This window comes from Variovorax sp. LARHSF232, from assembly GCF_052871435.1.
The window spans coordinates 30,582-53,603 of sequence record NZ_JBIXJS010000016.1; the positions used below are offsets into that span (position 1 = coordinate 30,582).

Here is a 23,022-nt window from a genome sequence, read left to right on the forward strand (position 1 = left end):
GAGTGCGGCCATGAACGGGAGCATTCGATGACGACCCTACTTCGCCTCGTTTTGTGGATCGTTTGGTGCGCTGCCATGGCTTGGCTGTGGTGGGCGCAATACCTGGGCGCCGGTTTGGCGCTCGCGTCCGGGGCCCTCGGGCTGATCCTGTTCGCCTGGCCCGGCACGACGGCGCGGCGCCGACGCGGCAGCGGCGGCGACGAACTGCGCTATGTGCAGATGACCAAGCAGCCGATGACCGTTCGCTGAGAGCGGTGCTGCCGCTGCGTCAGGTTCCGCCGTCCTTCATTCGGCGGTATTCATTGCGCTTCATGGTCAGGTAGTCCGCGCGATCCACCTCGTGCAGCTGCCGCGCGTACTGCTCGGTGGCGTCGAACCAGACGGCCAGCCGCTTGTCCAGCTGCGCCGGGACGGGCGCATCCAGGAAGCTGTCGATGGCCAGGTAGTAGCGCATGGTGTTGCGCTCCACCACGCCACGCACGCCGCCGATGTACTGCGGCTTGCCCTCCGCGTCCTTGCCGGTGCTGGTGAAGCCGACCTTGTCGCTGCCCAGGGTGGCCAGATAGGCGGACATCGCAAAGCGCGCCGCGGTGCCGTAGGCGTAGGAATAGCTCAGGTGGATGAAGGATTTGCCGCTGTCGATCGGCGTGCCGGTCAGCTCGATGCGGTAGTTGCGCGTGGACATCGGGCCTTCGTCGGCGCTCAGCCGCGCATCGAGGTAGTCCGCACTGGCCGCGGCCTGATGGAACTTGAACTTCACCGGCGTGGCCTCCGACAGGGGCTGATCGAACTTGCGCCCGAGCGCGACTGTCAGCGTCGGGTTGGCGCTGTCGGCACCCTGCACCACGCAATGCTTGGTGTTGAGGTGCAGCATCAGCACCTCGCACCAGCTGCCGGGGATCTTGAGGCCATCGCGCACCCGCTCGAAGGGATGGTCCACCACCGCGTAGATGTCGCCGGCAAGCTTGTTCGGGTTCTCGGTGGATTCCAGCGAGATGCGGCGTTTGAAGGGGTTGTTCGCCAGCTGCGGCTGGAGCGACTGGTATTTCGCGCGAAGCTGGGCCGCGCCGTTTTCGTTCGCTGCCGCCGGCTCGGCCGGCGTCTGAGCCTGCGTGCCAAGGGCGAGAAAGAGGCTGGCCAGCAGCCAGGCGCCAAGGCGCCAAATGGAGTGCGGTGCGTGCTTCATGGTGGGCGACACGATAGCCCCAAGCACTCCCTAAAGCCAGTGGGGAAACAGGCAGATCAGATCGCCTGCGGGTCGACATCCACCAGCCAGCGGATCACGCCCTTGCCTGCGGGCGACTGCCGCAGCTGATGCAAGAGCGGCAGGCTGCCCGCCAGGAACTTCTGCAATGCGGCGCGCGAGCCGCTTTCGATCAGCATCTGGGCCCGCTCCACGTTGGCCACCCGCTGGATCGGCAGCGGCACCGCCGGATAGCCGCTGACCCGGTCGGCGCCTTCCAGGGAGGCGGCCGCCTCCGATGCGGCCTGCAAAAAGGCCTGCGCGGTTTCCTGGGTGCGCGCGTCCGCTCGCAGCAGCGCCTGGAAGGCGAAGGGCGGCATGCCAGCGGCGCGGCGCTCCTCCAGTTCCTGGCTGGCGAAGGCCGGGTAGTCGTGCTGGCGCAAGGCGGTGAACAGGGGGTGCTGCGGATGGTGGGTCTGGATCCACATCTGCGCGTTGCTTTCTTGCGCGGCCAGATAGGCGGCGTCGCGCCCGGCACGGCCGGCTGCCTGCATCAGCAGGCTGAACAGGCGCTCGGGCGCGCGAAAGTCGCTGGAGAACAGGGCGCCGTCCGGATTGAGTGCGGCCACCAGGGTGATGCGGCGAAAGTCGTGGCCCTTGGCGATCATCTGCGTGCCCACCAGGATGTCGACCTCGCCGGCATGCACGGCCGCCAGCTGCTGTTCCAGCGCGCCCTGCTTGCGTGTGCTGTCGGCGTCGATGCGGGCGATGCGCACCGGCGAGCCGTCGGGGCGCCGCACGGCGTTGAACAGTTCCGCCAGGTGCTCTTCCAGCCGCTCGGTGCCGCGGCCGATCGGCGCGATGTCCAGGTTGCCGCAGGACGGGCAGGCGCGCGGCACCCGCTCGGCAAAGCCGCAGTGGTGGCAGCGCAGGCTGCGGTCGATTTTGTGGAAGACCCGGAAGGCGCTGCAATGCGGGCACTCGCTTTTCCAGCCGCAGTCGCCGCAGGCGAGCACCGGCGCATAGCCGCGCCGGTTGAGAAAGACCATGCTCTGCTCGCCGCGCGCGATGCGCTGGCCGATGGCGTCCAGCAGCGCGGCCGAGAGCACGGTCTTGGGCGGCTGCAAGTTCATGTCGACCAGGCGCACGGTGGGCAGGGCGCCTTCGCCGCCGTCCTTGGCCTGGATGCGCGAGGGCATCTCCAGCCGCACGTAGCGCCCGCCGCTATCCTCGCCCGCGGGCGGACGGCTCTGGTGCCAGCTTTCCAGCGAAGGCGTGGCCGAGCCCAGCAGCACCTTGGCGGCCTCGCGCCGGCCGCGCCACACAGCCAGGTCGCGCGCCGAGTAGCGCGCACCTTCCTGCTGCTTGTAGCTGGGGTCGTGCTCCTCGTCGACCACGACCAGGGCAAGCCGCGGCATCGAGGCGAACACCGCCATGCGCGTGCCCAGCACGATGCGGGCGTGCCCCAGGTGCGCCGCCAGCCAGCTGGCCAGGCGCTGCGGATTCGTCATGCCGCTGTGCAGCGACACCACGGCATCGGCGCCGAAGCGTTCGGCAAAGCGCGCTTCCAGCTGCGGCGTGAGGTTGATCTCGGGCACCATCACCAGCGCCTGGGCGTCGGGCTCGCGCGCCAGCAGCTCGGCCACGGCGCGCAGGTAGACCTCGGTCTTGCCGCTGCCGGTGCTGCCGAACAGCAGGAATGGCCCGGCCTCGGCGTCCAGCCGGGCCAGGGCGCGGGCCTGCTCGGGGGTGGGCGTCGGCGCGTTTGCCATTGCTGGCACCACCGGGCCCTCGCCGGCCGCCGTGCGGCGCTTGAGCCGGCGCGCCAGCTGGACCGCGCTCAAGTCGCGCAGCTGCGGCGGCAATGCCGCCAGCGCCACTTCGCCCAGCGAGCGCTGGTAGTAGCGGGCGGCAAAGCCCACCAGGTCGCGCCAGGCAGGGCTGAGCGGCGGCAGCGCGTCCAGCGCTGCCGCAACCTCGCGCAGCGCCATCGGCTCGGCGGCGTCCGCCTGCGCAGGCGTCGCAGGCCCCACCGCTTCGGCGGCCCACACCACCCCCAGCACTTCGCGCCGCCCGAGCGGCACGCGCACCAGGCTGCCGGGGGCCAATTCGGCCCCGCTGGCGTAGCTCAACAGGTCGCCCAGGGCACTGTGCGCAGGGGTTTGCACGGCAATCTCAAGGCGCCAGGTCATGAAGGGCGAGTAGCAATGTTTGTTAAAGCGGCTTGTAAGAAGTTGGACTAAGTCATTGATTTGTTTGAGCTTTGCGTATCGTCCAGAGTTTGTGTGGATAACTTTGTTGATATCGGCGCCGGATCGGCCCCGAAGCCTTGTAAATCAAGGCCTCCACTGGAATGCCCGCAAAAAGGGCAAAAATCAAAGCTTATATAAATCAACAACTTAGGAGCGCTATCGGTTTAGGAGCAGCGGGCGCAATGGGCTGGCCGGGTTTGCGCACCGCAGCATCGGCTTTGTGCATAAGTCAGTCGGTCCTTACCCTTTCGACCTTGACAAAGCCGATTCCGGCGTTCTCGCCTTACATTCGTTCACAGCGGTGAGTGATCGCTACGCGCGAAGCGCCCGCGACTGGCTGTGCACCGCTTCCACCAGCGCTGCCACGTTATCGGGCGGCGTGAACTGGCTGATGCCGTGGCCGAGATTGAAGATGTGCGTCGGGCCGCTTTGCGAGACGTCCGTGTGCGGTTTTCCGAAACTCGCCAGCACCTTGGCCACCTCGGCGGCGATCTGGCCGGGGTCGGCGAACAGCACGTTCGGATCGATGTTGCCTTGCAGCGCCTTGGGCCTGGGGCCCGCTTCGCCGACGCGCCGGCGCGCCTGGCCGAGGTTCACCGTCCAGTCCAGGCCCAGCACCTCGCAGTCGAGCGCGTGCATGTCTTCCAGCCACAGGCCGCCGCCCTTGGTGAAGACGATGCGCGGCACCGGCTGGCCGTCGGCGCCTTCGCGCGTGAGCTGCGACAGCACCCGCGCCGTGTAGGCCAGGCTGAATTCCTGGAAGGCGCCATCGGCCAGCACGCCGCCCCAGCTGTCGAAGATCATCACTGCCTGGGCGCCGGCATCGATCTGCGCATTGAGGTAGGCCGCCACCGAATCGGCATTGACCGCCAGCAGCCGGTGCATGAGGTCGGGCCGGCCGTAGTGCATGGACTTGACCAGGCGATAGTCGCTGGAGCCCGCGCCCTCGACCATGTAGCAGGCCAGGGTCCAGGGGCTGCCGGAAAAGCCGATCAGCGGCACCTGGCCGTCCAGCGCATGACGGATCGAGCGCACCGCGTCGAACACGTAGCGCAGCTTGTCCATGTCCGGCACCGCCAGCGCCGACACGGCGGCTTCGTCGCGAACCGGCCTGGCAAAGCGCGGCCCTTCGCCGGCCTCGAAAGACAGGCCCAGGCCCATGGCGTCGGGCACCGTGAGGATGTCGGAGAACAGGATGGCGGCATCCAGCGGATAGCGCGCGAGCGGCTGCAAGGTGACTTCGGTGGCGAAATCGACGTTGGTGGCCAGCCCCATGAAGCTGCCCGCCTTGGCCCGCGTGGCCACGTATTCCGGCAGGTAGCGTCCGGCCTGGCGCATCAGCCAGAGCGGCGTGTAGTCGGTGGCCTGGCGCCAGCAGGCGCGCAGGAAGGTGTCGTTCTTCAGGGGAGCAAAAGCCATCCCCTGATTGTCGCAGGCAAGAATGAGGCCCCGGGCCGCCGCCACATTGTGGGCAAAGCGGCGCCGGTGCGTCTGCGGGCTGGATCAGGCCTTGTACTTGATCGAGCAGCCGTAGGCGCGCGTGGTCGCGGCCGAGATCGCTTTGCCGCCAAAGGCTTCGCCCAGCGCCTGGTTCACGTAGTTGGTGGCGCTCTTGATGTCTTCCTGGCGCGCCGAGGCGATGCTGTCGATGCCGCCGGCATACACCAGCACGCCCTGCGGATCGATGATGAACATGTGCGGCGTGGTTCGTGCGCCGTAGGCTTGGCCGATGGTGCCGTCCGGATCCATCAGGGTGGCGGTCGGGCCGGCCTTGCGCTCTTTCAGCCAGTTGTCCAGGGCCGCCGGCTGCAGGTAGTCGGACGAGGCCCGCTCGGTCGAGTTGATCGCCAGCCAGACCACGCCCTTGGCGGTGGCGGCCTTCTGCGTGGCCGGCATGTTGCCGCTGTTGTAGTGCTTTTGCACGAAGGGACAGCCGGGGTTGGTCCACTCCAGGACCACGTACTTGCCGGCAAAGTCCGAGAGCTTGTGCGGCTGGCCCCGGGTGTCGGTGGCCACGAAATCAGGGGCCTTCTGGCCGACGGTGGGTGCAGCATGGGCGCCGCTGCCCATCAGCAGGGTGGCGCCGAGTGCCACGGCGGCCGTCATGATGGCCCGGCGGGAAGCCCGGTTGAGGGCGGCGCGGGCCTGGCGCGCGGCACGCATGGAACGGTCTGCGGAAGTGGAAAGCTTCGACATAGTGAGATTCGACTCCTCGAATATTTCAACTGCGGCGACAGCTTAGACCTGTTTGTTCAAGTCGTTGCTACAACCCGTAAGCGCCCATGGTCAAGGGCCTCGCGGACCATCATAAGGTGGCCAGCGCGGCCCCGAGTTCGTCCTTGCCGAGGATCTCGCTGAGCACCACTGGCGCCTTGCCGGGCGCCTGCAGCACATAAACCGGTACGCCGCTGCGCCCCAGGGCCGCCAGGGCGGCGGTGATGGCCGGATCGCGCCGGGTCCAGTCGGCGCGCAGCAGGGCCACGTTCTTGGCCTTGAACCCGGCCAGCACCTCGGCGTCGGCCAGAGTGGCCTTCTTGTTGTACTGGCAGGTCACGCACCAGGCGGCGGTGAAGTCCACGAAGACCGGCCGGCCCTGGGCCGACAAATCGGCCACGCGCTGCGCCGACCAGGGCTGCCAGTCAGAGTCGGCCGAAGAAGCAGCGGCTGCCACGGGCGGCGTGCCCAGAACGATGTTGTGGCCGATGCTGCCGGCCAGCACCGCGGTGCAAACCAGGAAGATCGAGGCGATCACCACCCGCGCGCGGCCGCGCAGGGTGAAGGACCAGACCACTGCCGCCAGACACACCAGCAGCGCCAGCAGCGCGCCGGCGCCATCGATGCCGCTTTGCTGCCCGAGTACCCAGACCAGCCAGGCCACGGTGGCAAACATGGGGAAGGCCAGCAGGCGCTGCAAGGTCTTCATCCAGGGCCCGGGGCGGGGCAACAGCCGCGCCACCGCCGGGATGAAGCCGGCCAGCAGGTAGGGCAGGGCCAGCCCGAAGCCCAGCGCCGCGAACAGCAACAGCGCCTGCGAGGCCGGCAAGGTGATGGCAAAGCCCAGCGAGGCGCCCATGAAGGGCGCCGTGCATGGCGAGGCGATCACCACTGCCAGCACGCCCGAAAGAAAGTCGTTGGCCAATGGCTTCCTGGCCTGGGCGCCGCAGACCGAGGCCGGCGCCATGCGGCCGAACTCGAAGACGCCCGCCAGGTTGAGGCCGATCAGGGTGAACAGCGCCGCCAGCCCCGCCACCACCGCCGGCGATTGCAGCTGGAAGCCCCAGCCCAGTTGCGATCCGGCTGCGCGCAAAGCCAGCATCAGCCCAGCCAGCGCCAGCAGGGAGCTCATCACGCCGGCGGTGTAGGCCAGCGCGGCGCGCCGGTGGCCGCCGTGGTCCTGGGTGTGGCGGGCGAAGCCCAGCACCTTGATGGCCAGCACCGGGAATACGCAGGGCATCAGATTGAGCAGCAGTCCGCCCAGCAGGGCACCGATCAAGGCCGCCACCATGCTGCCGCCTGCAATCCGCTGCGGCTGGGCTGCCTGGGATGCCGCGGCGTTGTCGGCCAGCGCCGCCTTCAGGGCTGGCGAGAGTTCGGTGCTGCGCGCGGAAGGGGCGGCCGGCCCCGGCCAGGTGCCGGAGATCGGCGATTCGACGCGCCAGGCGATCGGTTTTTCGCCGGCCCGCGGCTCGGTCAGGGCCAGAACCACCGGCATGCGGGTCGGGTCGGCGCTGCGCTGTTCGGCCAGGGGAAGGGTGGCGGTCCAGGTGCCGCCTTGCCAGTTCTGCGTCCAATCGCGGCCGGAGACCGCTGCGTTGTGGATCACCTCGCCGGTTTCCGGAAAGAACTCCAGCTGGCGGCCCTGCGCCGAGGCCGGCAAGCCGTCGATCTGCACCTTCAGCTTCTGGCCCTCGATCTCGATGCGCCCGGGCTTCGCCAGTTCGATCGGCTGGGCGTCGAAGGCGGCCTGGAAGGCGGAGCGGTGCAAGGCGGTGGCGCTTTGCAGCGGCACCTTGAGCGCAAAGCTGCCCTCTTCCGGAATGCACTCCTCCTTGCACACCAGCCAGGTGGCCTTGAGCTTGATGTCGAGCTCGCCGCCGCCCGAAGTGAGCGACAGCGGGGGCTTGAAGTCGGGCGCCACCGTCAGCTTCACCGGCAGCAGCACGGTGTTCTCGTAGCCGTAGTTGGCCAGCGAGCCGATCGGAATCTTGTGCGGGGCGGGCCAGGCGATCTCGCCGGCGGTCACGCCGGCCGGCAGGGTCCAGTTGAGCTCTGTGGGCAGGCCGGAATCGCCGGCGTTCTTCCAGTAGGTGTGCCACTGCGGCTGGTGGGCCAGCTGCAGGCCGACCCAGACTGGCGCGCCGGGCGTCACGCCCTCGGGCGCATAGGCCAACAGTTCGGCGCGCACGCGCGGCGTGCTGACCACGGACTGGGCCTGATTCGTCGTGAATTGGGCGACAGCCGGCAGGCCGGCGGCCGCGGCGGCCAGGAACAGGGTGGCTGCGAAAGCCTTGCGAAGAGTTGGAAGCATGCGAGGGGTCGGAGCGTGCACGTGGCGGCGAAGTTCCGGCGCCTTAGGCGGCCCAGCCCAATACCACCCGGCGGGTGCGGGCGCTCTTCTTCTCGATCTTGCTGACCACCACCGCCCCGATCTCGCGGGTATTGGCCACGTGGGTGCCGCCGCAGGGCTGGTAGTCGATGTGCGCCTGCTCGCTCTGACCGACGATGCGGATAGTGCGCACCTGGCCGCTGCCGCGCGGCGGCTGCACGCTCATGCTCCGGACCAGGTCCGGATTGGCGTCCAGCTCGGCTTCGCTGATGGCGCCGACCTCCAGCGCATGCGCCTCGCCGACCAGGCGCGCCAGGCCCTGGGTGAGCACGTCCTTGTCGAGCGGCTCGGTCATGTGGAAATCCAGGCGCGCGTAGTCCGGCGTGATCGAGCAGCCATCCACCGGCTGCGGCACCAGGTGGCACAGCAGATGGGTCGCCGTATGAAAGCGCATCAGCTTGTGGCGGCGCTCCCAGTCGATCTGCACGCTGACGGCGTCCCCGGGGCGCAGCACTGCCAGCGCTTCGCCCTGGCCGGGCGCCGGCACGTGCAGGATGTCAGCCGTCGCCTGGCCGTCTTCATTCTTGGCCTTGCGGGTGTCGGCAATGGCGATCCGCAGGCCACCGGGTCCGAACAGGACGCCGCTGTCGCCGGCCTGGCCGCCGCCTTGCGGATAGAAGACGGTGCGATCCAGCACGATGCAGCTTTCCTCCAGACGCAGCACGCGCGCCTCGCATTCGCGCAGGTAGGCATCGGAGCGGAACAGGTCCTGGGTCATGGGCTCGATGGTAGCGGCCTCCCTCTGTTCGGGTGCGCCGACGGCGCAAAGGGCCTCCAGCCGACAAGATCGGCCCCATTGGCGAGCAATGATGAGTGATGCGTCCAGGAGTCTTTGCCATGTCCCGATTCGCAACTCCCTTCTCCCTTGCCTGCCTGCTGCTGGCCCTGGGCCTCGCCGGCTGCGGCGAAACCGCCAAGCTGCCCTTCGAGGCCGGCGTCGGGCCCAGCCCGCAGCTGCCGCCGCCCGACAAGACGCTGATCCCGACGATGAATATCGCCGAGGCCACCGGCTGGACCGATGTCGCCGCGCCGATCCCGGCCGCCGGCTTCAAGGTGACGGCGCTGGCGCGCCAGCTGGACCATCCGCGCTGGTTGCTGGTGCTGCCCAACGGCGACGTGCTGGTGGCCGAGAGCAACAAGCCGCCCCCGCCCGAGGGCGGCGACCAGAGCCTGATGAAGCGCATCCGCGGCTCGGTGATGGGCGCCGTGATGAAGCGCGCCGGCGCTCGTGTGCCGAGTGCCAACCGCATCACTCTGCTGCGCGATGCCGATGGCGACGGCGTGGCGGAGACGCGCCAGGTGTTCCTGTCGAATCTGACCTCGCCTTTCGGCATGGCGCTGGTCGGCAACGAGCTCTTCATTGCCAATGCCGACGCACTGGTCAAGGTGCCCTACCGCAATGGCCAGACCACCGTGCCGGCGGCGCCGGTGAAGGTGACCGACCTGCCGGCCGGGCTGAACCACCACTGGACCAAGAACGTGGTCGCCAGCCGCGATGGCCGCAAGCTCTACGTGACGGTGGGCTCCAACAGCAACATCGGCGAGAACGGCATGGACATCGAGGAAGGCCGCGCCGCGATCTGGGAGGTCGACACCAGGACCGGCGCCAAGCGCCTTTATGCCAGCGGCCTGCGCAACCCCAACGGGATGGCCTGGGAGCCCGAGACCGGGGCGCTGTGGACGGTGGTGAACGAGCGCGACGAGATCGGCAGCGACCTGGTGCCCGACTACCTCACGTCGGTGAAGGACGGCGGCTTCTACGGCTGGCCCTGGAGTTATTACGGCGCCAAGGTCGACGAACGGGTGCAGCCGCAGCGTCCGGAGATGGTGGCCAAGGCGGTGGCGCCGGACTATGCGCTGGGCGCCCACGTGGCGGCGCTCGGGCTCACTTTTTCCGACAAGCGCGGCATGCCGCCCGGCTTCGCTTCGGGCGCCTTCATCGGCGAGCACGGCTCATGGAATCGCCGCCCGCACTCAGGCTACAAGGTGGTGTTCGTGCCCTTTGCCGGCGGCCGCCCGGTGGGGCAGCCGGTGGACGTGCTGACCGGCTTTCTCAGCAAGGACGGCAAGGCCCATGGCCGGCCGGTGGGCGTCACCCTGGATCGGTCGGGTGCGCTGCTGGTGGCTGACGATGTCGGCAATGCGGTCTGGCGCGTCTCGCCCGCCAGGTAGGCCGCACAGCTGATTTCTCTGCTTCACTGGACTCGCCTATAAAGCGGGGCCATGCTCCCGCTACGCACCATCGTCCTGACGGCCGCGGCCATGCTGGCCTTTGCTGCCAATTCGATCCTGTGCCGGCTGGCGCTGGCCCAGGGCGGCATCGATCCGGCGAGCTTCGGCAGCCTGCGGCTGGTGTCGGGCGCGCTCACCCTGGCGCTGGTGTTGCGCTTGCGGCCCCGGCCCATCGCCGTGCCGGCGCGGGTCGACTGGCTGGCGGCGGCCATGCTCTTCGCCTATGTCGCCTTCTTTTCCTTTGCCTACCTGAGCCTCACGGCCGGCACCGGCGCGCTGATCCTGTTTGGCGCGGTGCAGCTCACCATGCTGGCGGCGGGCTGGCGCGCGGGTGAATCCTTCGGGCGGCTGGGCGGCCTGGGCTTCGCGTTGGCAGCGGGCGGGCTGGTCTGGCTGGTGCTGCCTGGCGTGAGCGCGCCGTCGCTGCTGGGCGCCGTGCTGATGGCGCTGGCCGGCGTGGCCTGGGGCGTGTATTCGCTGCGCGGCCGCGGCGTGGTCGATCCGCTGGTGGCCACCGCCGGCAACTTCCTGCGCGCGACGCCGCTGGCCCTGATCCTGAGCCTGCTGCTGGCACTGCAAGCGCATGCCAGTCCCCAGGGCGCAGCGCTGGCGGTGGTCTCGGGCGCGATCACCTCCGGCCTGGGCTATGTCATCTGGTACGCCGCCCTGCCCGGACTGACGGCGCTGCGCGCCGCCACGGTACAGCTGTCGGTGCCGCTGATCGCCGCGCTGGGGGGCGCCTTGTTGCTGTCGGAGGCCATCAGCCTGCGCCTGGTGCTGGCGGGCGTGGCCATCCTGGGCGGGATTGCGCTGGTGTTGCTGCACAAGGGGCGTTAGCGTCTTTTTGTGCAGTTGGGCGCGGTTGGGGCACGAACACTAAGATGCGATGCATGACTTTCTTGCGCCGCTACTGGGCCGAACTCGGCACCCGCGACTTCGCCGCCCTCGATCCGGCGACGACGGTGGCCGTGCTGCCGCTGGGTGCCACCGAGCAGCACGGCCCGCATCTGCCGCTGGGCGTGGACACGGTGCTGGCCGACGGCATCGTGCAGGCCGCGCTGCCGCTGCTGCCGGCGGAGCTGCCGGTGCTGTTCCTGCCCACCCAGCAGATCGGCCTGAGCCCCGAGCACGCGCGCTTTGCCGGCACCTTGACCTTGTCGGCGGAGACGCTGATGCGCGTCTGGAAGGAGATCGGCGCCGGCGTGGCACGCGTGGGCGTGCGCAAGCTGGTGCTCTTCAACGCCCATGGCGGCCACGTTGGCGCGATGGACGTGGTGGCGCGTGAACTGCGCGAGGCGCACGACCTCATCGTCTACAGCGTGAGCTGGTTCAACCTGCCGCTGGGCGACAAGCAGCCGGACCGTTTCGACGTGCATGCCGGCGAATCGGAGACCGCCATGATGCTGGCGCTGGCGCCGCAGCTGGTCGACATGCGGGCGGCCGAGAACTTCGGCGCCAGCTCGCAGCAGCGCGCCGCCGACTATCCCCTCTTGGGCAATGGCCGCAGCGCCAAGCTGGGCTGGGCCATGCAGGACTACAACGCGAAGGGTGCGGCCGGCAACGCCGCAGCCGCCACGCGCGAGCAGGGGCAGGCCCTGGTCGATGCGGCGGCGCAGCAGCTCGCCTTGCTGCTGGCCGAGGTCTCGCGCCTGCCGCTCTCCACGCTGGTGGCCGCGCCGGGCTGGACCGATCACAAGCCGCCGCTATGATGCCCCTCGACCGGCTGCGCCGCGGCCGGTCCCAACCTGAAGGGCTGCCGCCATGAGCATTGTCTGGACCGTTCTGATTGGCTTTGTCGCGGGACTCATTGCCCGCGCGATCAAGCCGGGTGACGACTCGATGGGCATCATCATGACCACCGTGGTCGGTGTGCTGGGCGCACTGGCCGCGACCTACATCGGCCAGGCCCTGGGCTGGTACACAGCGGGCCAGGGGGCAGGCTTCATTGCCTCGGTGGTGGGCGCCATCGTGCTGCTCATCATCTGGGGCCTGGTGACCAAGAAGAAGGCCTGAGCCGGGGGGCGCGCCATGACGGCCGATTCGACGGACCGCCCCTGCGTGGTGACCACCGCGCTCGGCACTGAAGACGAGGCCGAGGCGCTGGCCGCATCGCTGGTCGAGGCGAAACTGGCCGCCTGCGTGCAGGTGATGCACGTGCGCAGCTTTTACACCTGGGAAGGCGAGTTGAAGCGCGAGCCCGAATGGGTGCTGTTCGCCAAGACCCGCAGCGCCCTTTTTGCGCAGGTGGAGGCCTTCATCCGGCAGCACCACAGCGACGAGCTGCCGGAAATCCTGCAGCTGCCCGTTGGCGGCGGCTCGGCCGACTACCTGCGCTGGCTGCTGGACGCCACCACGCCTCAGGCGTAGGTGACCCAGTCTTTCCAGGCCGGACCGTCCAGGTGCGGCAGGGTGTTGTAGGTCACCAGCATGTGGCGCTTGGGCGTGAAGGCGAATTCCGTCACCGCCGTGTTGCGGATGCGCAGGTTGAGCTCGATCGTCGTTTCCGCGCTGGTGCCCAGCACATGACCAACGGCGGTGCTGATCGGCCCGCCGCTCGACACCACCAGCACCCGCGCCCCATGGTGCTTGCCGCGCACATGGTCCAGCGCCCCAGTCACCCCCGCTAGAAATTCCAGATAGCTGGGCATGCCGGCCGGCGCCGTCTTGCCCTGCATCCAGGCGCCCAGGCCGTCGCGCAGCAGGCGGAAATGGTGCCGGTACAGCTCGGGCGTGTCGGGCTTTTGCAGCTTCTCGGGGTGGATCGCGGCGATCACCGCCTCGCTGTCGTACTCGTTGAGACCGGGCCAGGGCAGCACGTCATCCCGTGTCAGGCCCAGGCCCTTGGCGATGCCTTCCCAGGTCTGCCGGTGGCGCTTGAGCGTGCCGGTGATGACGGCGTCGAATTCCATGCCCCGCTCCCGCCAGTACTCGCCCAGCCGTTCGCTCTGGCGCTGGCCGAGCTCGCTCAGCTGGTCGTAGTCGGCGGCGCCGAATGAAGCCTGTCCGTGGCGCACGAGATAGAGGGTTCCCATGGCCGGAATTCTGGCAAAGCCGGCTGCCGCGGCCGGTCCCGTTTGCGACCCGTCACCTTTTGCCACATTTGTGAGAACTATTTAACACATTGCGGCGCCTTCGCGACATAGGTGAATACGAAACGTTTCAAATGTGACGGTTACTGCGATAGTTAGAACTTAGTTATTCGTCTTGCAATGCCGGGGGCGGTGCGCTCTCGGCGTCGACCTTGCGGACTCCAGCGAGGCCGCAGCACCGGAAAAGGTGAAGGGAATCTCGAATGAACAGGTCCTACCGCAGCATCTACAACCCCATCCTGGGCGCCTGGGTGGCTGTCTCGGAAGTCACGCGGGCGCGCGGAAAACGTGTGGGAGGCTCCTGCGCCCTGGCGATGCTCCTGAGCGCAATGAGCGCCGGTCCGGCAGGGGCCCAGAGCGCGCTCTATTGGGATATTGACGGTGCCACCAGCGCCGGCGCCGGCGGCAGCGCGCCGGCCGGCACCTGGGTGGCAGGCGGTGGCGGCTGGAGCACGTCCGCGCTGGGCGACATTGCCGGGACGACCTGGCTGCAGGGGGACAACGCCATCTTCGCCGCTGGCAGCAACGCCATCGACAGCTACACGGTCAGCTTGTCCGGCACCGTGTCGGCTGCCGGGCTGCGCTACGAGGACGGCGCGCCCGGCAGCACGCTCACGTTGGCGGCCGGCGGCACGCTGGAGCTGACCGGCGTGTCATCCGAAATCCAGGTGGCGGCCGGCAGCACCCTGCGCGTGGAGGCGCCGGTCGCGGGCACGTCGGGCTTGCGCAAGACCGGGGCCGGCACGCTCGCGCTGGCGGGAGCCAACAGCTATTCCGGCGGCACATCGGTCGAGGCCGGGGTGCTGGAGATTGCCGGCGACGCCCAGCTCGGCGTTGCCAGCGGCTCGCTGACATTGGCCGATGGCGGCACGCTGCGCCTGGGTGCCAGCCACATCGGAAGCGCGCGCAACATCACCCTGCTGGGCACCGGCGGCGTCATCGACGTCAACGGCACGCAGAACGGCGTGTTCGCCGGCACCATTTCGGGCGTTGGCGCGCTGGCGCTGGTGAACGGGGGCGCCAACCCGCCCATCGACCTGCACATCACGCTCAGCGGCAGCAGCAATTACAGCGGCGGCACGCAGGTGGGGATCGAGGGCGGCGGCAATGGCGGCCGGGTCAATGCGCAGGTCACCGGCAGCAGCAGCCTGGGCACCGGCGATGTCGACATCTACCTCAACAGCGAGCTGATGTTTCGTGGTGCCGGCGCCAGTGCCGGCGGCCTGACCATCACCACCCGGGAGTCCAGCAACCAGCTGGGCAGCAACTCGGGCATCCAATTTTCCGCCGGCGCCAACGCGGGCACGGCGCAGCTGGCAAACGAGGGCAAGGGCAGCTACATCATCTTCGACGGGGCTGGCAGCGGCGCTGGCGCCAGCGCGGCCGCTTCGCAGATCCGCAACGACGGCGGGCGCGTCCATTTCTGGGGCGCTAGCTTTGGCGGCACCGCCACCATCGACAACAACGCCTCCGTCGACGGCGACGGTGGCCTGATCGACGTGGGAGGCGATGCCGATCTGTCGGGCACCACCGTACGCAACAACGCCGGAACGCTCTTCATCAGCAATTCGAACAGCGGCGTGGCCATCGGTTCGCTCAGCGGTGCCGGCAACGTGGCGCTGGGCGGCAAGCAACTGCGGCTGGGCGGGCTGGACCAGGACGACGTCATCAGCGGCGCCATCGCCGACACGGGCGCGGGCTACACGGACAACGGCGGCGGGCAGTACGTGATGCCAGCCACGGCCGTCGGCGGCTCGCTGGTCAAGGAAGGGGCCGGCACGCTGACCCTGGCCGGCAACAACAGCTATTCGGGCAGCACCACGGTCAACGCCGGCACCTTGCGCATCGAGGGCGACCAGTCGCTGGCCACCGGCGCAGTCACCGTCAATGCCGGTGCCACGCTCAGCAGCAGCGCCAGCGGCCTGCTCGTGAGCGCGATCGACGTGCAGTCGGGCGGCACGCTGGCCGGCAACGGCACCCTGTCGGGCATGGTCAACATCGCGAGCGGCGGCCGGCTGGCGCCGGGCAACAGTCCCGGCACGCTGACCGTGGGCACGCTGGCCTTGTCCAGCGGCTCGCAGCTCGACTACGAGCTAGGCCAGCCAGGCACGCCGGGCGGTCCGCTGAACGACCTGGTCAACGTGACCGGCAATCTCACCCTGGCCGGCACGCTCAACATCTCGGTGCCGACCGGCGGCAGCTTCGGCCCCGGCCTCTACCGCCTGATGAACTACGGTGGCGGCTTGACGAACAACGGCCTGGCCTTCGGCAGCGTGCCGGGTTCGGCCGCCGATCTCTATCTGCAGACCTCGGTGGCGCAGCAGGTCAACCTCGTCAACCGTGCCGGCCTCGCCCTGAACTTCTGGGATGGCGGCAGCGCCGGCGGCATCAACAACAACGCGGTCGATGGCGGCTCGGGCGTGATGCGCATGGGCTCCGCCGACGACCGCTGGACCGACGCCAGCGGCGCCATGAACGCCGCCTGGACACCCAACGGCTTCGCCATCTTCCAGGGCGCGCCCGGCACCGTCACGGTGAGCAATGCCAATGGCACCGTCACCTTCAGTGGCGCCCAGTTCGCCGTCGATGGCTACACCGTCACGGGCGACGCCTTGACCACCGACAACGCGAACACCATCGTCCGCGTGGGCGACGGCACCGCGGCCGGCGCCGGCTACACCGCCACCGTGAACGCCGCCATCGTCGGCAGCGGCGCGTTGGTGAAGGAAGACCTGGGCACGCTGGTGCTGGCCGGCGCCAACAGCTATGCCGGGGGCACGCGCCTAAGCGGCGGCACCCTCTTGGCCAACAATGACGCGGCGCTGGGCAGCGGCGTGCTGACCATCCAGGGCGGCACCCTGGGCAGCCAGACCAGCGCCCAACTGGCCAACGACATCGTGGTCGCCGGCGACTTTGCGCTGGCTGCATCGCCGACGCTCACGCTGTCCGGCGACGTCACCCTGGCGAGCACGGCGCGCCTCACTCAGACCACGGCCGGCACGGTGGACTTGCGCGGCGCGGTGGTCGGCGCCAACGGCCTGACGCTGGACGCGACGGCCACGGCGGCGCCCGGGCGCTACCTGTTCTCGGGCAACAAGTCCAACAGCTACAGCGGCGCCACCACGGTGCAAGGGAACGCACTGCTCGAACTGGCGCGCGGCGGCGGTGCGCTGGCCATCCCCGCCGACCTGACCGTGGCCGGCCAGGGGGCAGTGCTGCTGCAGGCCGGCGAGCAGATCGCCGACGGCGCCACGCTCACCTTGACCAGCAGCGGCCAGGGCGGCATCGACGCGCTGCAGTTTGGCGGCGCCGGCATGACCGAAACGGTGGGCACCCTCGTGGGCTCTGGCACCGTGGGCCTGGCCGGCAGCACGCTGGCGGTGGGCGCGGGCGACTTCAGTGGTCAGATCCGCGACAACGGTGCCGCCGGTGGCCGGCTCGAGAAGACCGGCAGCGGCACGCTGAGGCTGTCCGGCGCCAATAGCTACAGCGGCCCCACCACCGTCAGCGCCGGCACCTTGCAAGCCGGCACGGCACAGGCCTTCAGCCCGAACTCGGCGCACAGCGTTGCCGCCGGCGCCACCCTGGACACCGGCGGCTTCAACCAGAGCATGGCGGCGCTGACGAACAGCGGCACGGTCTCCCTGATTGGCAGCGCGCCAGGCTCCGCGCTCACCGTGCGTGGCGCCTACGTGGGCAACAACGGCCTGCTTCGCCTCAGCACCGTGCTCAATGCCGCCGGCCCCTCCGACCGGCTGGTGCTGGACGGCCCGGCCGCATCCGCCAGCGGCCGCACCAGCGTTCAGATCGCCAATGTCGGCGGGCTGGGTGCGCTGACCACCGGGGCGGGCATCGAAGTGATCGCGGCGCGCAACGGCGCCACCACCACCGCGCAGTCGTCGCGCGATGCCTTCGCGCTGGCCGGCGGGCATGTCGATGCGGGGGCCTACGAATATCTTCTGCTGCCCACCGACGAGAACGGCGCCGGCGAAAGCTGGTACCTGCGCTCGCATTCGACGACAACGGTGCCGCCGTCCGATGTGCCGGAACCCCCAAAGCCCGGCGCGGACCCTTCCTCGGCCCCGCAGGAGCAGCCGCGCTACCGCGCCGAGGTGCCGCTGTTCGCCGCGCTGCCGGCCCAGCTGCGCCAGTCGGATGCCGCCATGCTGAGCAATCTGCATCGGCGCATCGGCGACGATGATGTGCGTGTGCCGGGCGCCAGCGGCAACGGCACCGGTGAGCGGCGCGCCTGGGGCCGGCTGATCGGTGCCGATCTCGATGTGCGGCAGGACGGCACCGTGTCGCCGGCCAGCAGCGGCCACATGGAGGGCCTGCAGGTCGGCACCGACCTGTTCGCACAGCCAGCGGCCAACTGGCGCGCCGGCATCTATGTCGGCCAGATCGACAGCGACTCCAGGGTCAGCGGGCTGGCCCGCGATGGCTGGGGCCGGGTCGGTACTGCCGATCTGCGCTCGCAGTACCTTGGCGCCTACGCCACCTATGCCACGCCTTCGGGGCTGTATGCCGATGCGGTGCTGCAGGTGGCACGCCACAAATACACGCTGAACCCCGACGGCAACGCGCCGGTCGCCGGCAAGGGCGATGGCCTGCAGGCTTCGATCGAAGTGGGGCAGTCCTTCGGCCTGGGCGGCGGCTGGTTCATCGAGCCGCAACTGCAGCTGGTGCACGAGCGCGTCGACCTGGACGACGTCGACCTGGCGGGCACGCGCGTGCGCAACGACGCCGACAGCGGCTGGCTGGCGCGTGCCGGCGTGCGCATCAAGGGCGAGCTGTCCACCGGCTTGGGCAGCCTGCAGCCCTATGCGCGCTTCAACGTCTACCGAGCCTCCAGCGGGCAGGACCAGGTCCGCTTCTCGGCGGCGGCCGGCAGCGCCACCATCAGCAGCGCGGCCGGCTACACCTCGGCCGAGTTGGCCGGCGGCTTCACCTGGCGCGTGAGCCCTGCGGTGAGTGTCTACGGCGAACTGGGCCGGGTGTTCGACATCGGCGGCGATGCGCGGGTGAAGTCTTCGATTGAAGGCTCCGCCGGATTGCGCGTGCGCTGGTAGGACCCGCTGCTAGAGGCCCTGCGATTCCAGCGTGACCAGCCCGCGCGGCGTGCGCAGGCTGGCCACCAGGTTCGGGGGGCCGCTCTGCACGTCGACGCCGGCCAGGCCGATGCGGCCGAAGGCATCGCGCAGCAGGTCGGCGCGCGGATGGCTGGCCGCCAGCGAGACCAGCTCCAGCGCCGCTGGCGCCATGCCGTCGGTCGGATGCACGGGGCCCCACTGGATCAGGGTGGGAAGGGCGCCGTACAACAGCCGCTGGCCGTCATCGCGCACCGTGATGCGCCACTCGAGCCGCCCGGCAGCGGTGTCGCGCGAGGCCTCGATCACCGCGCCGCGGTCGATCGGCGGGCTTCCGCTGGCCAGGGCGCGCACCGCCTGCAGCGCATCCGGCACGCGGGCCACGAAATGGATGAGGCGCGGGCCCTGGCGCTGCAACGTGGCTTGCAGGGCTTCGTCGTCCAGGTCGAACCAGCGCTTCAGCCCTGCGGCGCGCGTCGGGCGCTTGCCGCGCTCGATGGCGATCAGCTCCAGGTAGCTGCGCGCAAAGCCCTTGCCGGAACAGGCCAGCAGCCGGTTGTGCGTGCCCATCAGCGGATGGGCGCCGCCTGGGCCGGGCGCGAGGCCCAGGGTGGCTTCGCACCACTGCACGCACTCGTCCAGCGTGCGGCCCGCGACCACCAGGTGATCGACTTCTGTGGAAGGAACGGCGGCAGCAGCTTTGGGCATGGCGACGATTCTGGCAGCGCCGCGCTTGCGTTGTGTCAGCTGTCCTGCAGGACCTTGGCAAATACCGGGGCATCCACGTTGCCACCGCTGACGGCGATGCCCACCGTGCAGCCCTGCCAGTGCGCGCGCTGCTGCCAGGCTGCGGCCAGCGCGGCGGCGCCCGCGCCTTCGGCCAGGTTGTGGGTGTCGGTGTAGAGCGCGCGCATGGCATGGGCCACTTCGGCATCGGTCACGGCGATCACCGCGTCGGCTTCGCGCCGCAGGATCGCCAGCGCATCGGCGTCCGGCGAGCGGCAGGCCATGCCGTCGGCCAGCACGGTGCTGGCGGGCGCCGCCACCACATGGCCGGCGCGCCAGGAGTCGAGGTAGGCAGTGGCGTGGGCGGACACCACGCCGACCAGGTGGGTGTCGACGCCGCAATGCGCGCGCGCCGCGGCCGCCGCCGCAAAGCCCGAGCCCATGCCCACCGGCACGAACACCACATCGGGCAGTGCCTCTTCGCGCTTCAGGTGCTCGAAGAATTCAACCCAGTAGGTGCAAACGCCCAGCACCAGTTCGCGCGCGAAGGAGGGGATCATGTGCAGCCCCTGCTCGGCCGCCAGTGCCCGGGCGTGATCGGCGGCCGCCTGGAAGTCGGTGCCGTGCTCGATCAATTGCACGCCCAGCGCGCGCATGGCGGCGTTCTTTTCCACCGAGTTGCCGTGCGGCACCACGATGGTGGCTTGCAGGCCGTGGCGCGCCGCCGCGATGCCGATCGACTGGCCATGGTTGCCGCGGGTGGCGCTGATCACATGGCGCACCTTTGGCTGCTGGCGCCGCAGCGCATCCATGTAGGTGAGGCCGCCACGCATCTTGAAGGCGCCGGCCGGCGTGTGGTTCTCGTGCTTGGCCCACACCCGGCAGCCCAGCCGCTGGGCCAGCAGCGGCCAGGCGTACTGCGGCGTGGGCGGCATCACCGCGTAGACCGTGCGCTGGGCGCCGGCAATTTCTTCGGGAGTGAAGCGCATGCGAGTAGAGCCTTCAGAGAGTGACGTTGCCGTCGATGCAGATGACCGAGTTGCCGCCGACCCAGACCTGCCCGCCGGCATCACGCGCGATGCGCACCCGCCCGTCGCGGCCCATGCATTGGCCCTGGGCCGCCACGTAGCGTTCGGGCATGCGGTCGTCGGCGATGAGCCATTGCGCCAGGCTGGCGTTGAGGCTGCCGGTGACGGGGTCTTCGTCGACGCCGGTGGCGGCGGCAAAGCCGCGCACTTCGAGGTCTGCCGTGCACATAGCCGGCATCAGGCTCTTGTGCTCGGACTTGGCAAAGGCGCGCGCTTCCCGGTTCGAGCGGCCGATCAGGGCCGGCGCTTCATGGGCCGCAGGCAGGCCGGCCACGCCGACCTTGAGGCCGATGTCCTTGAGCACCCGGTGATCGGGCGACAGCGCCAGCACGGTGTCGGCGTCGTCCAGCAGCAGGCCCAGCCAGGTGGTGCCGTTGTCCAGGATCTGCGCGGCCAGCACCTGGTGTGCCTTCAGGCCCAGGGCCGCGGCCACCTTGGCCAGCACGGTGGGGCTGGGCGAGCTGCGGCGCAGCGGCGGCGCCTGGAAGGCCAGGCTGCCCGGCTGCACCGTGTCGTCGCGCCGGATGCGCACCAGGCCGGCGGCGCACTGCTGCACCACCACCTCGCCCTGCCGTGGCGCATTGCCCGCGGCCAGCCAGGCATGGCAGGTGCCCAGCGTGGGATGGCCGGCGAAGCCCAGCTCGCCGCCCGGCGTGAAGATGCGCACCCGGTAGTCGGCGCCGGCCTCGGTGGGTGGCAGCACGAAGGTGGTTTCCGACAGGTTGGTCCAGCGCGCGAAGCGCTGCATGGCGTCATCGGAAAGGCCGCTGCCGTCCAGCACCACGGCCAGCGGATTGCCGAAATAGGGGGTGTCGGTGAAGACGTCGAGTTGCTTGAAGGGGCGGGCGTGGGCCATCGCGCTACTCCAGCGCCAGGTCGAGCACGCCGCGCGCGCCCGAGCGTGTGCGCAGCTGGCCGAACCAGCGCTCCACGTGAGGCCAGGACGGGCGGGCGTAGTCGATGGCTGGCAGGCCGAACCAGCGGTGCGCTTCGCAGCCCAGCGGGATGTCGGCCATGGTGAATTCATCGCCCAGCATGAATTCGCGCGTGGCCAGGTGCGCATCGAGGATCTGGAACAGTGGCTCGGTGGCGGCGACGGACCTGCCGATCACCGCCGGGTCGCGCTCGCCCGCCGGCGTGCGGACGAGCTGGCGGAAGGCCGGCCCGCTGGCCGGGTTGAAGGTGGTCTGCTGCCAGTCCATCCAGCGCTCGGCGTCGAAGCGCTCGGCCAGCTCCAGGGGATAGAGCGTACCGGCGGCGTACTTGGCGCACAGGTAGCGCACGATCACGTTCGACTCCCACAGCAGCACGCGCTGCGCGCCCTCGCCGTCCTCGATGGCGGGCACCAGGGCATTGGGGTTCAGGCGCCGGTATTCCTCGGTCTGCACCACGCCGAACTTGCCGCCGGCCTCGGTGCGCTGGAAACTGAGCGCCAGCTCCTGCGCGCACCAGACGACCTTGCGCACGTTGATCGAACTGATGCGGCCCCAGATGTTCAGCATGATGTCATTGCCTTTCTTCGAAAGTGAGTGGTCAAGGCGTGGCGGCGGAAGCCAGCAATTGTTCGGTCTTGGCGGCGAGCTGGTGCGCCAGCTGCTCGCGCACGGTTGCGGCCAGCGCGGCAATGGCCTTCTCGATCTCTTCCACGCTGGCGGTGACGAAGGACAGGCGCAGGGTGCGCGAGTCGCTTTCGCCGGCATAGAAGGGCGCGCCCGGCACGAAGGCCACGCCGCGCTCCACCGCCTTGGGCAGCAACGCCACGGTGTCGATGCCCGCGGGCATGCGCAGCCACAGGAACATGCCGCCGGCGGGCGTGTTGAACTCGACGTCCAGGCCCTTCATCTCGCGCTGCAGGGCGGCCACCATGGCGTCGCGCTGGCGCTTGTAGAGCGCGCGGATGGTCGGCACGTGGCGATCGAGGAAGCCGTCCTTCATCACTTCGAAAACCATGCGCTGGTTGAAGATCGGGCTGTGCAGGTCGGCCGCCTGCTTGGCCTGCAGCAGCTTCGGGAAGATCGCCTTGGGCGCCACCAGGAAGCCCAGGCGCAGCCCGGGCGCCAGCACCTTGGAGAAGGAGCCCAGGTAGATGCAGCCCTCGGGGTTGCGCGCCGTCAGCGGCAGCGGCGGCGCTTCGTCGAACCACAGTTCGCCATAGGGGTTGTCTTCCACGATCGGCAGGCCGGCGCTCTTGGCCGCGGCACTGACGGCGGCGCGGCGTGCCTCGCTCATGGTGCGGCCGGTCGGGTTCTGGAAATTGGGCAGCAGGTAGGCGAAGCGTGCGCCGGGCGCCTTGGCCAGCAGGTCTTCCGCCAGCACGCCTTGCGCGTCGCTGGCCACGCCCACCGGCACCGGCTCCATCGGCGCGAAGGCCTGCAGGGCGCCCAGGTAGGTCGGCGTTTCCACCAGCACGCGGCTGCCCGGGTCCAGCAGCACCTTGGCGACCAGGTCCAGGCCCTGCTGCGAGCCGGTGGTGATCAGCACCTGCGCCGGATCCACCTTCCAGGGCAGCATGTCGGCCACCGCCTGGCACAGCGGAGCGAAGCCTTCGCTCGCCGAGTACTGCAGCGCCGCCTCGCCCTGGGTGCTCAGCACCTGCGCGCAGGCCTCGGCAAAGGCGCTGATCGGAAAGGTTTTGGGGGAAGGCAGGCCGCCGGCCAGGCTGATGATGCCGGGGCGTTCGGTGACCTTGAGAATTTCACGCAGCACCGAGGGGTTCATCTTTTCGGCGCGCGCGGCGAGTTTCCAGTTCATGCTTTTTC

General features: G+C 69.5%; 19 protein-coding genes. 7 read left to right on the forward strand and 12 right to left on the reverse strand.

What is annotated here, in order from left to right; translation table 11 throughout:
• Positions 1-27: 27 nt before the first annotated feature.
• Positions 28-249, forward strand: coding sequence for a hypothetical protein (locus ACIPRI_RS25750; RefSeq protein WP_446624351.1), 222 nt, complete (start codon positions 28-30; stop codon positions 247-249).
• A 19-nt stretch (positions 250-268) separates the two neighbouring features.
• Here ACIPRI_RS25750 and ACIPRI_RS25755 read toward each other — a convergent pair whose 3' ends face one another.
• The 6 genes from ACIPRI_RS25755 to ACIPRI_RS25780 form a co-directional block, all read right to left on the reverse strand.
• A complete protein-coding gene (locus tag ACIPRI_RS25755) occupies positions 269-1,186 on the reverse strand; it encodes a hypothetical protein (RefSeq protein WP_446624352.1) in 918 nt (305 codons plus the stop codon).
• 56 nt (positions 1,187-1,242) lie between these two features.
• Positions 1,243-3,375, reverse strand: coding sequence for a replication restart helicase PriA (gene priA / locus ACIPRI_RS25760; RefSeq protein WP_446624353.1), 2,133 nt, complete (start codon positions 3,373-3,375; stop codon positions 1,243-1,245).
• Positions 3,376-3,747: 372 nt separating this feature from the next.
• Complete coding sequence (gene hemE, locus ACIPRI_RS25765) at positions 3,748-4,854, reverse strand: uroporphyrinogen decarboxylase (protein ID WP_446624354.1); 1,107 nt, start codon at positions 4,852-4,854, stop codon at positions 3,748-3,750.
• A gap of 84 nt (positions 4,855-4,938) precedes the next feature.
• A complete protein-coding gene (locus tag ACIPRI_RS25770; protein ID WP_446624355.1) occupies positions 4,939-5,598 on the reverse strand; it encodes a thioredoxin family protein in 660 nt (219 codons plus the stop codon).
• Positions 5,599-5,740: 142 nt separating this feature from the next.
• Positions 5,741-7,963, reverse strand: a complete 2,223-nt coding sequence (locus tag ACIPRI_RS25775; protein WP_446624356.1) for a protein-disulfide reductase DsbD family protein — start codon at positions 7,961-7,963, stop codon at positions 5,741-5,743.
• Positions 7,964-8,006: 43 nt separating this feature from the next.
• A complete protein-coding gene (locus ACIPRI_RS25780) occupies positions 8,007-8,759 on the reverse strand; it encodes an alanyl-tRNA editing protein (protein WP_446624357.1) in 753 nt (250 codons plus the stop codon).
• 119 nt (positions 8,760-8,878) lie between these two features.
• On the opposite strand from ACIPRI_RS25780, the gene ACIPRI_RS25785 reads away from it, so the two are divergent.
• From ACIPRI_RS25785 to cutA, 5 genes are read left to right on the forward strand one after another with little or no spacing between them, the layout of a single operon-like run.
• Positions 8,879-10,213, forward strand: a complete 1,335-nt coding sequence (locus ACIPRI_RS25785) for a PQQ-dependent sugar dehydrogenase (RefSeq protein ID WP_446624358.1) — start codon at positions 8,879-8,881, stop codon at positions 10,211-10,213.
• Between the two features lie 51 nt (positions 10,214-10,264).
• Positions 10,265-11,110 (forward strand): DMT family transporter, encoded by an 846-nt coding sequence (locus ACIPRI_RS25790; RefSeq protein ID WP_446624359.1) that lies wholly within the window; start codon positions 10,265-10,267, stop codon positions 11,108-11,110.
• A gap of 53 nt (positions 11,111-11,163) precedes the next feature.
• Positions 11,164-11,982, forward strand: a complete 819-nt coding sequence (locus ACIPRI_RS25795) for a creatininase family protein (RefSeq protein WP_446624360.1) — start codon at positions 11,164-11,166, stop codon at positions 11,980-11,982.
• A gap of 52 nt (positions 11,983-12,034) precedes the next feature.
• A complete protein-coding gene (locus ACIPRI_RS25800; RefSeq protein WP_446624361.1) occupies positions 12,035-12,286 on the forward strand; it encodes a GlsB/YeaQ/YmgE family stress response membrane protein in 252 nt (83 codons plus the stop codon).
• Between the two features lie 15 nt (positions 12,287-12,301).
• Positions 12,302-12,640 carry a divalent-cation tolerance protein CutA gene (gene cutA, locus ACIPRI_RS25805; protein WP_446624362.1) on the forward strand — a complete coding sequence of 113 codons (339 nt, stop codon included), beginning with the start codon at positions 12,302-12,304 and terminating at the stop codon, positions 12,638-12,640.
• On the opposite strand, the gene ACIPRI_RS25810 is transcribed toward cutA, so the two are convergent.
• Positions 12,631-13,305, reverse strand: coding sequence for a histidine phosphatase family protein (locus ACIPRI_RS25810; protein WP_446624363.1), 675 nt, complete (start codon positions 13,303-13,305; stop codon positions 12,631-12,633). The two genes, cutA and ACIPRI_RS25810, sit on opposite strands and share 10 nt — an antisense overlap.
• A 260-nt stretch (positions 13,306-13,565) precedes the next feature.
• On the opposite strand from ACIPRI_RS25810, the gene ACIPRI_RS25815 reads away from it, so the two are divergent.
• Positions 13,566-18,431, forward strand: coding sequence for an autotransporter outer membrane beta-barrel domain-containing protein (locus ACIPRI_RS25815; protein ID WP_446624364.1), 4,866 nt, complete (start codon positions 13,566-13,568; stop codon positions 18,429-18,431).
• Positions 18,432-18,440: 9 nt separating this feature from the next.
• Here the strand turns inward: ACIPRI_RS25815 and ACIPRI_RS25820 are convergent, their stop codons facing one another.
• The 5 genes from ACIPRI_RS25820 to ACIPRI_RS25840 are packed head-to-tail and all read right to left on the reverse strand — an operon-like array spanning position 18,441 to position 23,014.
• A complete protein-coding gene (locus ACIPRI_RS25820) occupies positions 18,441-19,157 on the reverse strand; it encodes a VOC family protein (RefSeq protein ID WP_446624365.1) in 717 nt (238 codons plus the stop codon).
• Between the two features lie 35 nt (positions 19,158-19,192).
• Positions 19,193-20,164, reverse strand: a complete 972-nt coding sequence (locus tag ACIPRI_RS25825; protein ID WP_446624366.1) for a threonine dehydratase — start codon at positions 20,162-20,164, stop codon at positions 19,193-19,195.
• Between the two features lie 13 nt (positions 20,165-20,177).
• Positions 20,178-21,119 carry a PhzF family phenazine biosynthesis protein gene (locus ACIPRI_RS25830; RefSeq protein ID WP_446624367.1) on the reverse strand — a complete coding sequence of 314 codons (942 nt, stop codon included), beginning with the start codon at positions 21,117-21,119 and terminating at the stop codon, positions 20,178-20,180.
• A 4-nt stretch (positions 21,120-21,123) separates the two neighbouring features.
• On the reverse strand, positions 21,124-21,765 hold the full coding sequence (locus ACIPRI_RS25835) for a glutathione S-transferase (RefSeq protein ID WP_446624368.1): 642 nt from the start codon (positions 21,763-21,765) through the stop codon (positions 21,124-21,126).
• Positions 21,766-21,796: 31 nt separating this feature from the next.
• The gene (locus ACIPRI_RS25840; protein WP_446624369.1) at positions 21,797-23,014 is read right to left on the reverse strand and encodes an aminotransferase-like domain-containing protein; all 1,218 of its coding nucleotides are present in this window, start codon (positions 23,012-23,014) and stop codon (positions 21,797-21,799) included.
• Positions 23,015-23,022: the final 8 nt, after the last annotated feature.

Bases quoted from the DNA above. Each gene is read 5' to 3' on its own strand.
- ACIPRI_RS25750 (WP_446624351.1), top strand. From the start codon at position 28: ATGACGACCCTACTTCGCCTCGTTTTGTGGATCGTTTGGTGCGCTGCC.
- ACIPRI_RS25755 (WP_446624352.1), bottom strand. From the start codon at position 1,186: ATGAAGCACGCACCGCACTCCATTTGGCGCCTTGGCGCCTGGCTGCTG.
- priA (WP_446624353.1), bottom strand. From the start codon at position 3,375: ATGACCTGGCGCCTTGAGATTGCCGTGCAAACCCCTGCGCACAGTGCC.
- hemE (WP_446624354.1), bottom strand. From the start codon at position 4,854: ATGGCTTTTGCTCCCCTGAAGAACGACACCTTCCTGCGCGCCTGCTGG.
- ACIPRI_RS25770 (WP_446624355.1), bottom strand. From the start codon at position 5,598: ATGCGTGCCGCGCGCCAGGCCCGCGCCGCCCTCAACCGGGCTTCCCGC.
- ACIPRI_RS25775 (WP_446624356.1), bottom strand. From the start codon at position 7,963: ATGCTTCCAACTCTTCGCAAGGCTTTCGCAGCCACCCTGTTCCTGGCC.
- ACIPRI_RS25780 (WP_446624357.1), bottom strand. From the start codon at position 8,759: ATGACCCAGGACCTGTTCCGCTCCGATGCCTACCTGCGCGAATGCGAG.
- ACIPRI_RS25785 (WP_446624358.1), top strand. From the start codon at position 8,879: ATGTCCCGATTCGCAACTCCCTTCTCCCTTGCCTGCCTGCTGCTGGCC.
- ACIPRI_RS25790 (WP_446624359.1), top strand. From the start codon at position 10,265: ATGCTCCCGCTACGCACCATCGTCCTGACGGCCGCGGCCATGCTGGCC.
- ACIPRI_RS25795 (WP_446624360.1), top strand. From the start codon at position 11,164: ATGACTTTCTTGCGCCGCTACTGGGCCGAACTCGGCACCCGCGACTTC.
- ACIPRI_RS25800 (WP_446624361.1), top strand. From the start codon at position 12,035: ATGAGCATTGTCTGGACCGTTCTGATTGGCTTTGTCGCGGGACTCATT.
- cutA (WP_446624362.1), top strand. From the start codon at position 12,302: ATGACGGCCGATTCGACGGACCGCCCCTGCGTGGTGACCACCGCGCTC.
- ACIPRI_RS25810 (WP_446624363.1), bottom strand. From the start codon at position 13,305: ATGGGAACCCTCTATCTCGTGCGCCACGGACAGGCTTCATTCGGCGCC.
- ACIPRI_RS25815 (WP_446624364.1), top strand. From the start codon at position 13,566: ATGAACAGGTCCTACCGCAGCATCTACAACCCCATCCTGGGCGCCTGG.
- ACIPRI_RS25820 (WP_446624365.1), bottom strand. From the start codon at position 19,157: ATGCCCAAAGCTGCTGCCGCCGTTCCTTCCACAGAAGTCGATCACCTG.
- ACIPRI_RS25825 (WP_446624366.1), bottom strand. From the start codon at position 20,164: ATGCGCTTCACTCCCGAAGAAATTGCCGGCGCCCAGCGCACGGTCTAC.
- ACIPRI_RS25830 (WP_446624367.1), bottom strand. From the start codon at position 21,119: ATGGCCCACGCCCGCCCCTTCAAGCAACTCGACGTCTTCACCGACACC.
- ACIPRI_RS25835 (WP_446624368.1), bottom strand. From the start codon at position 21,765: ATGCTGAACATCTGGGGCCGCATCAGTTCGATCAACGTGCGCAAGGTC.
- ACIPRI_RS25840 (WP_446624369.1), bottom strand. From the start codon at position 23,014: ATGAACTGGAAACTCGCCGCGCGCGCCGAAAAGATGAACCCCTCGGTG.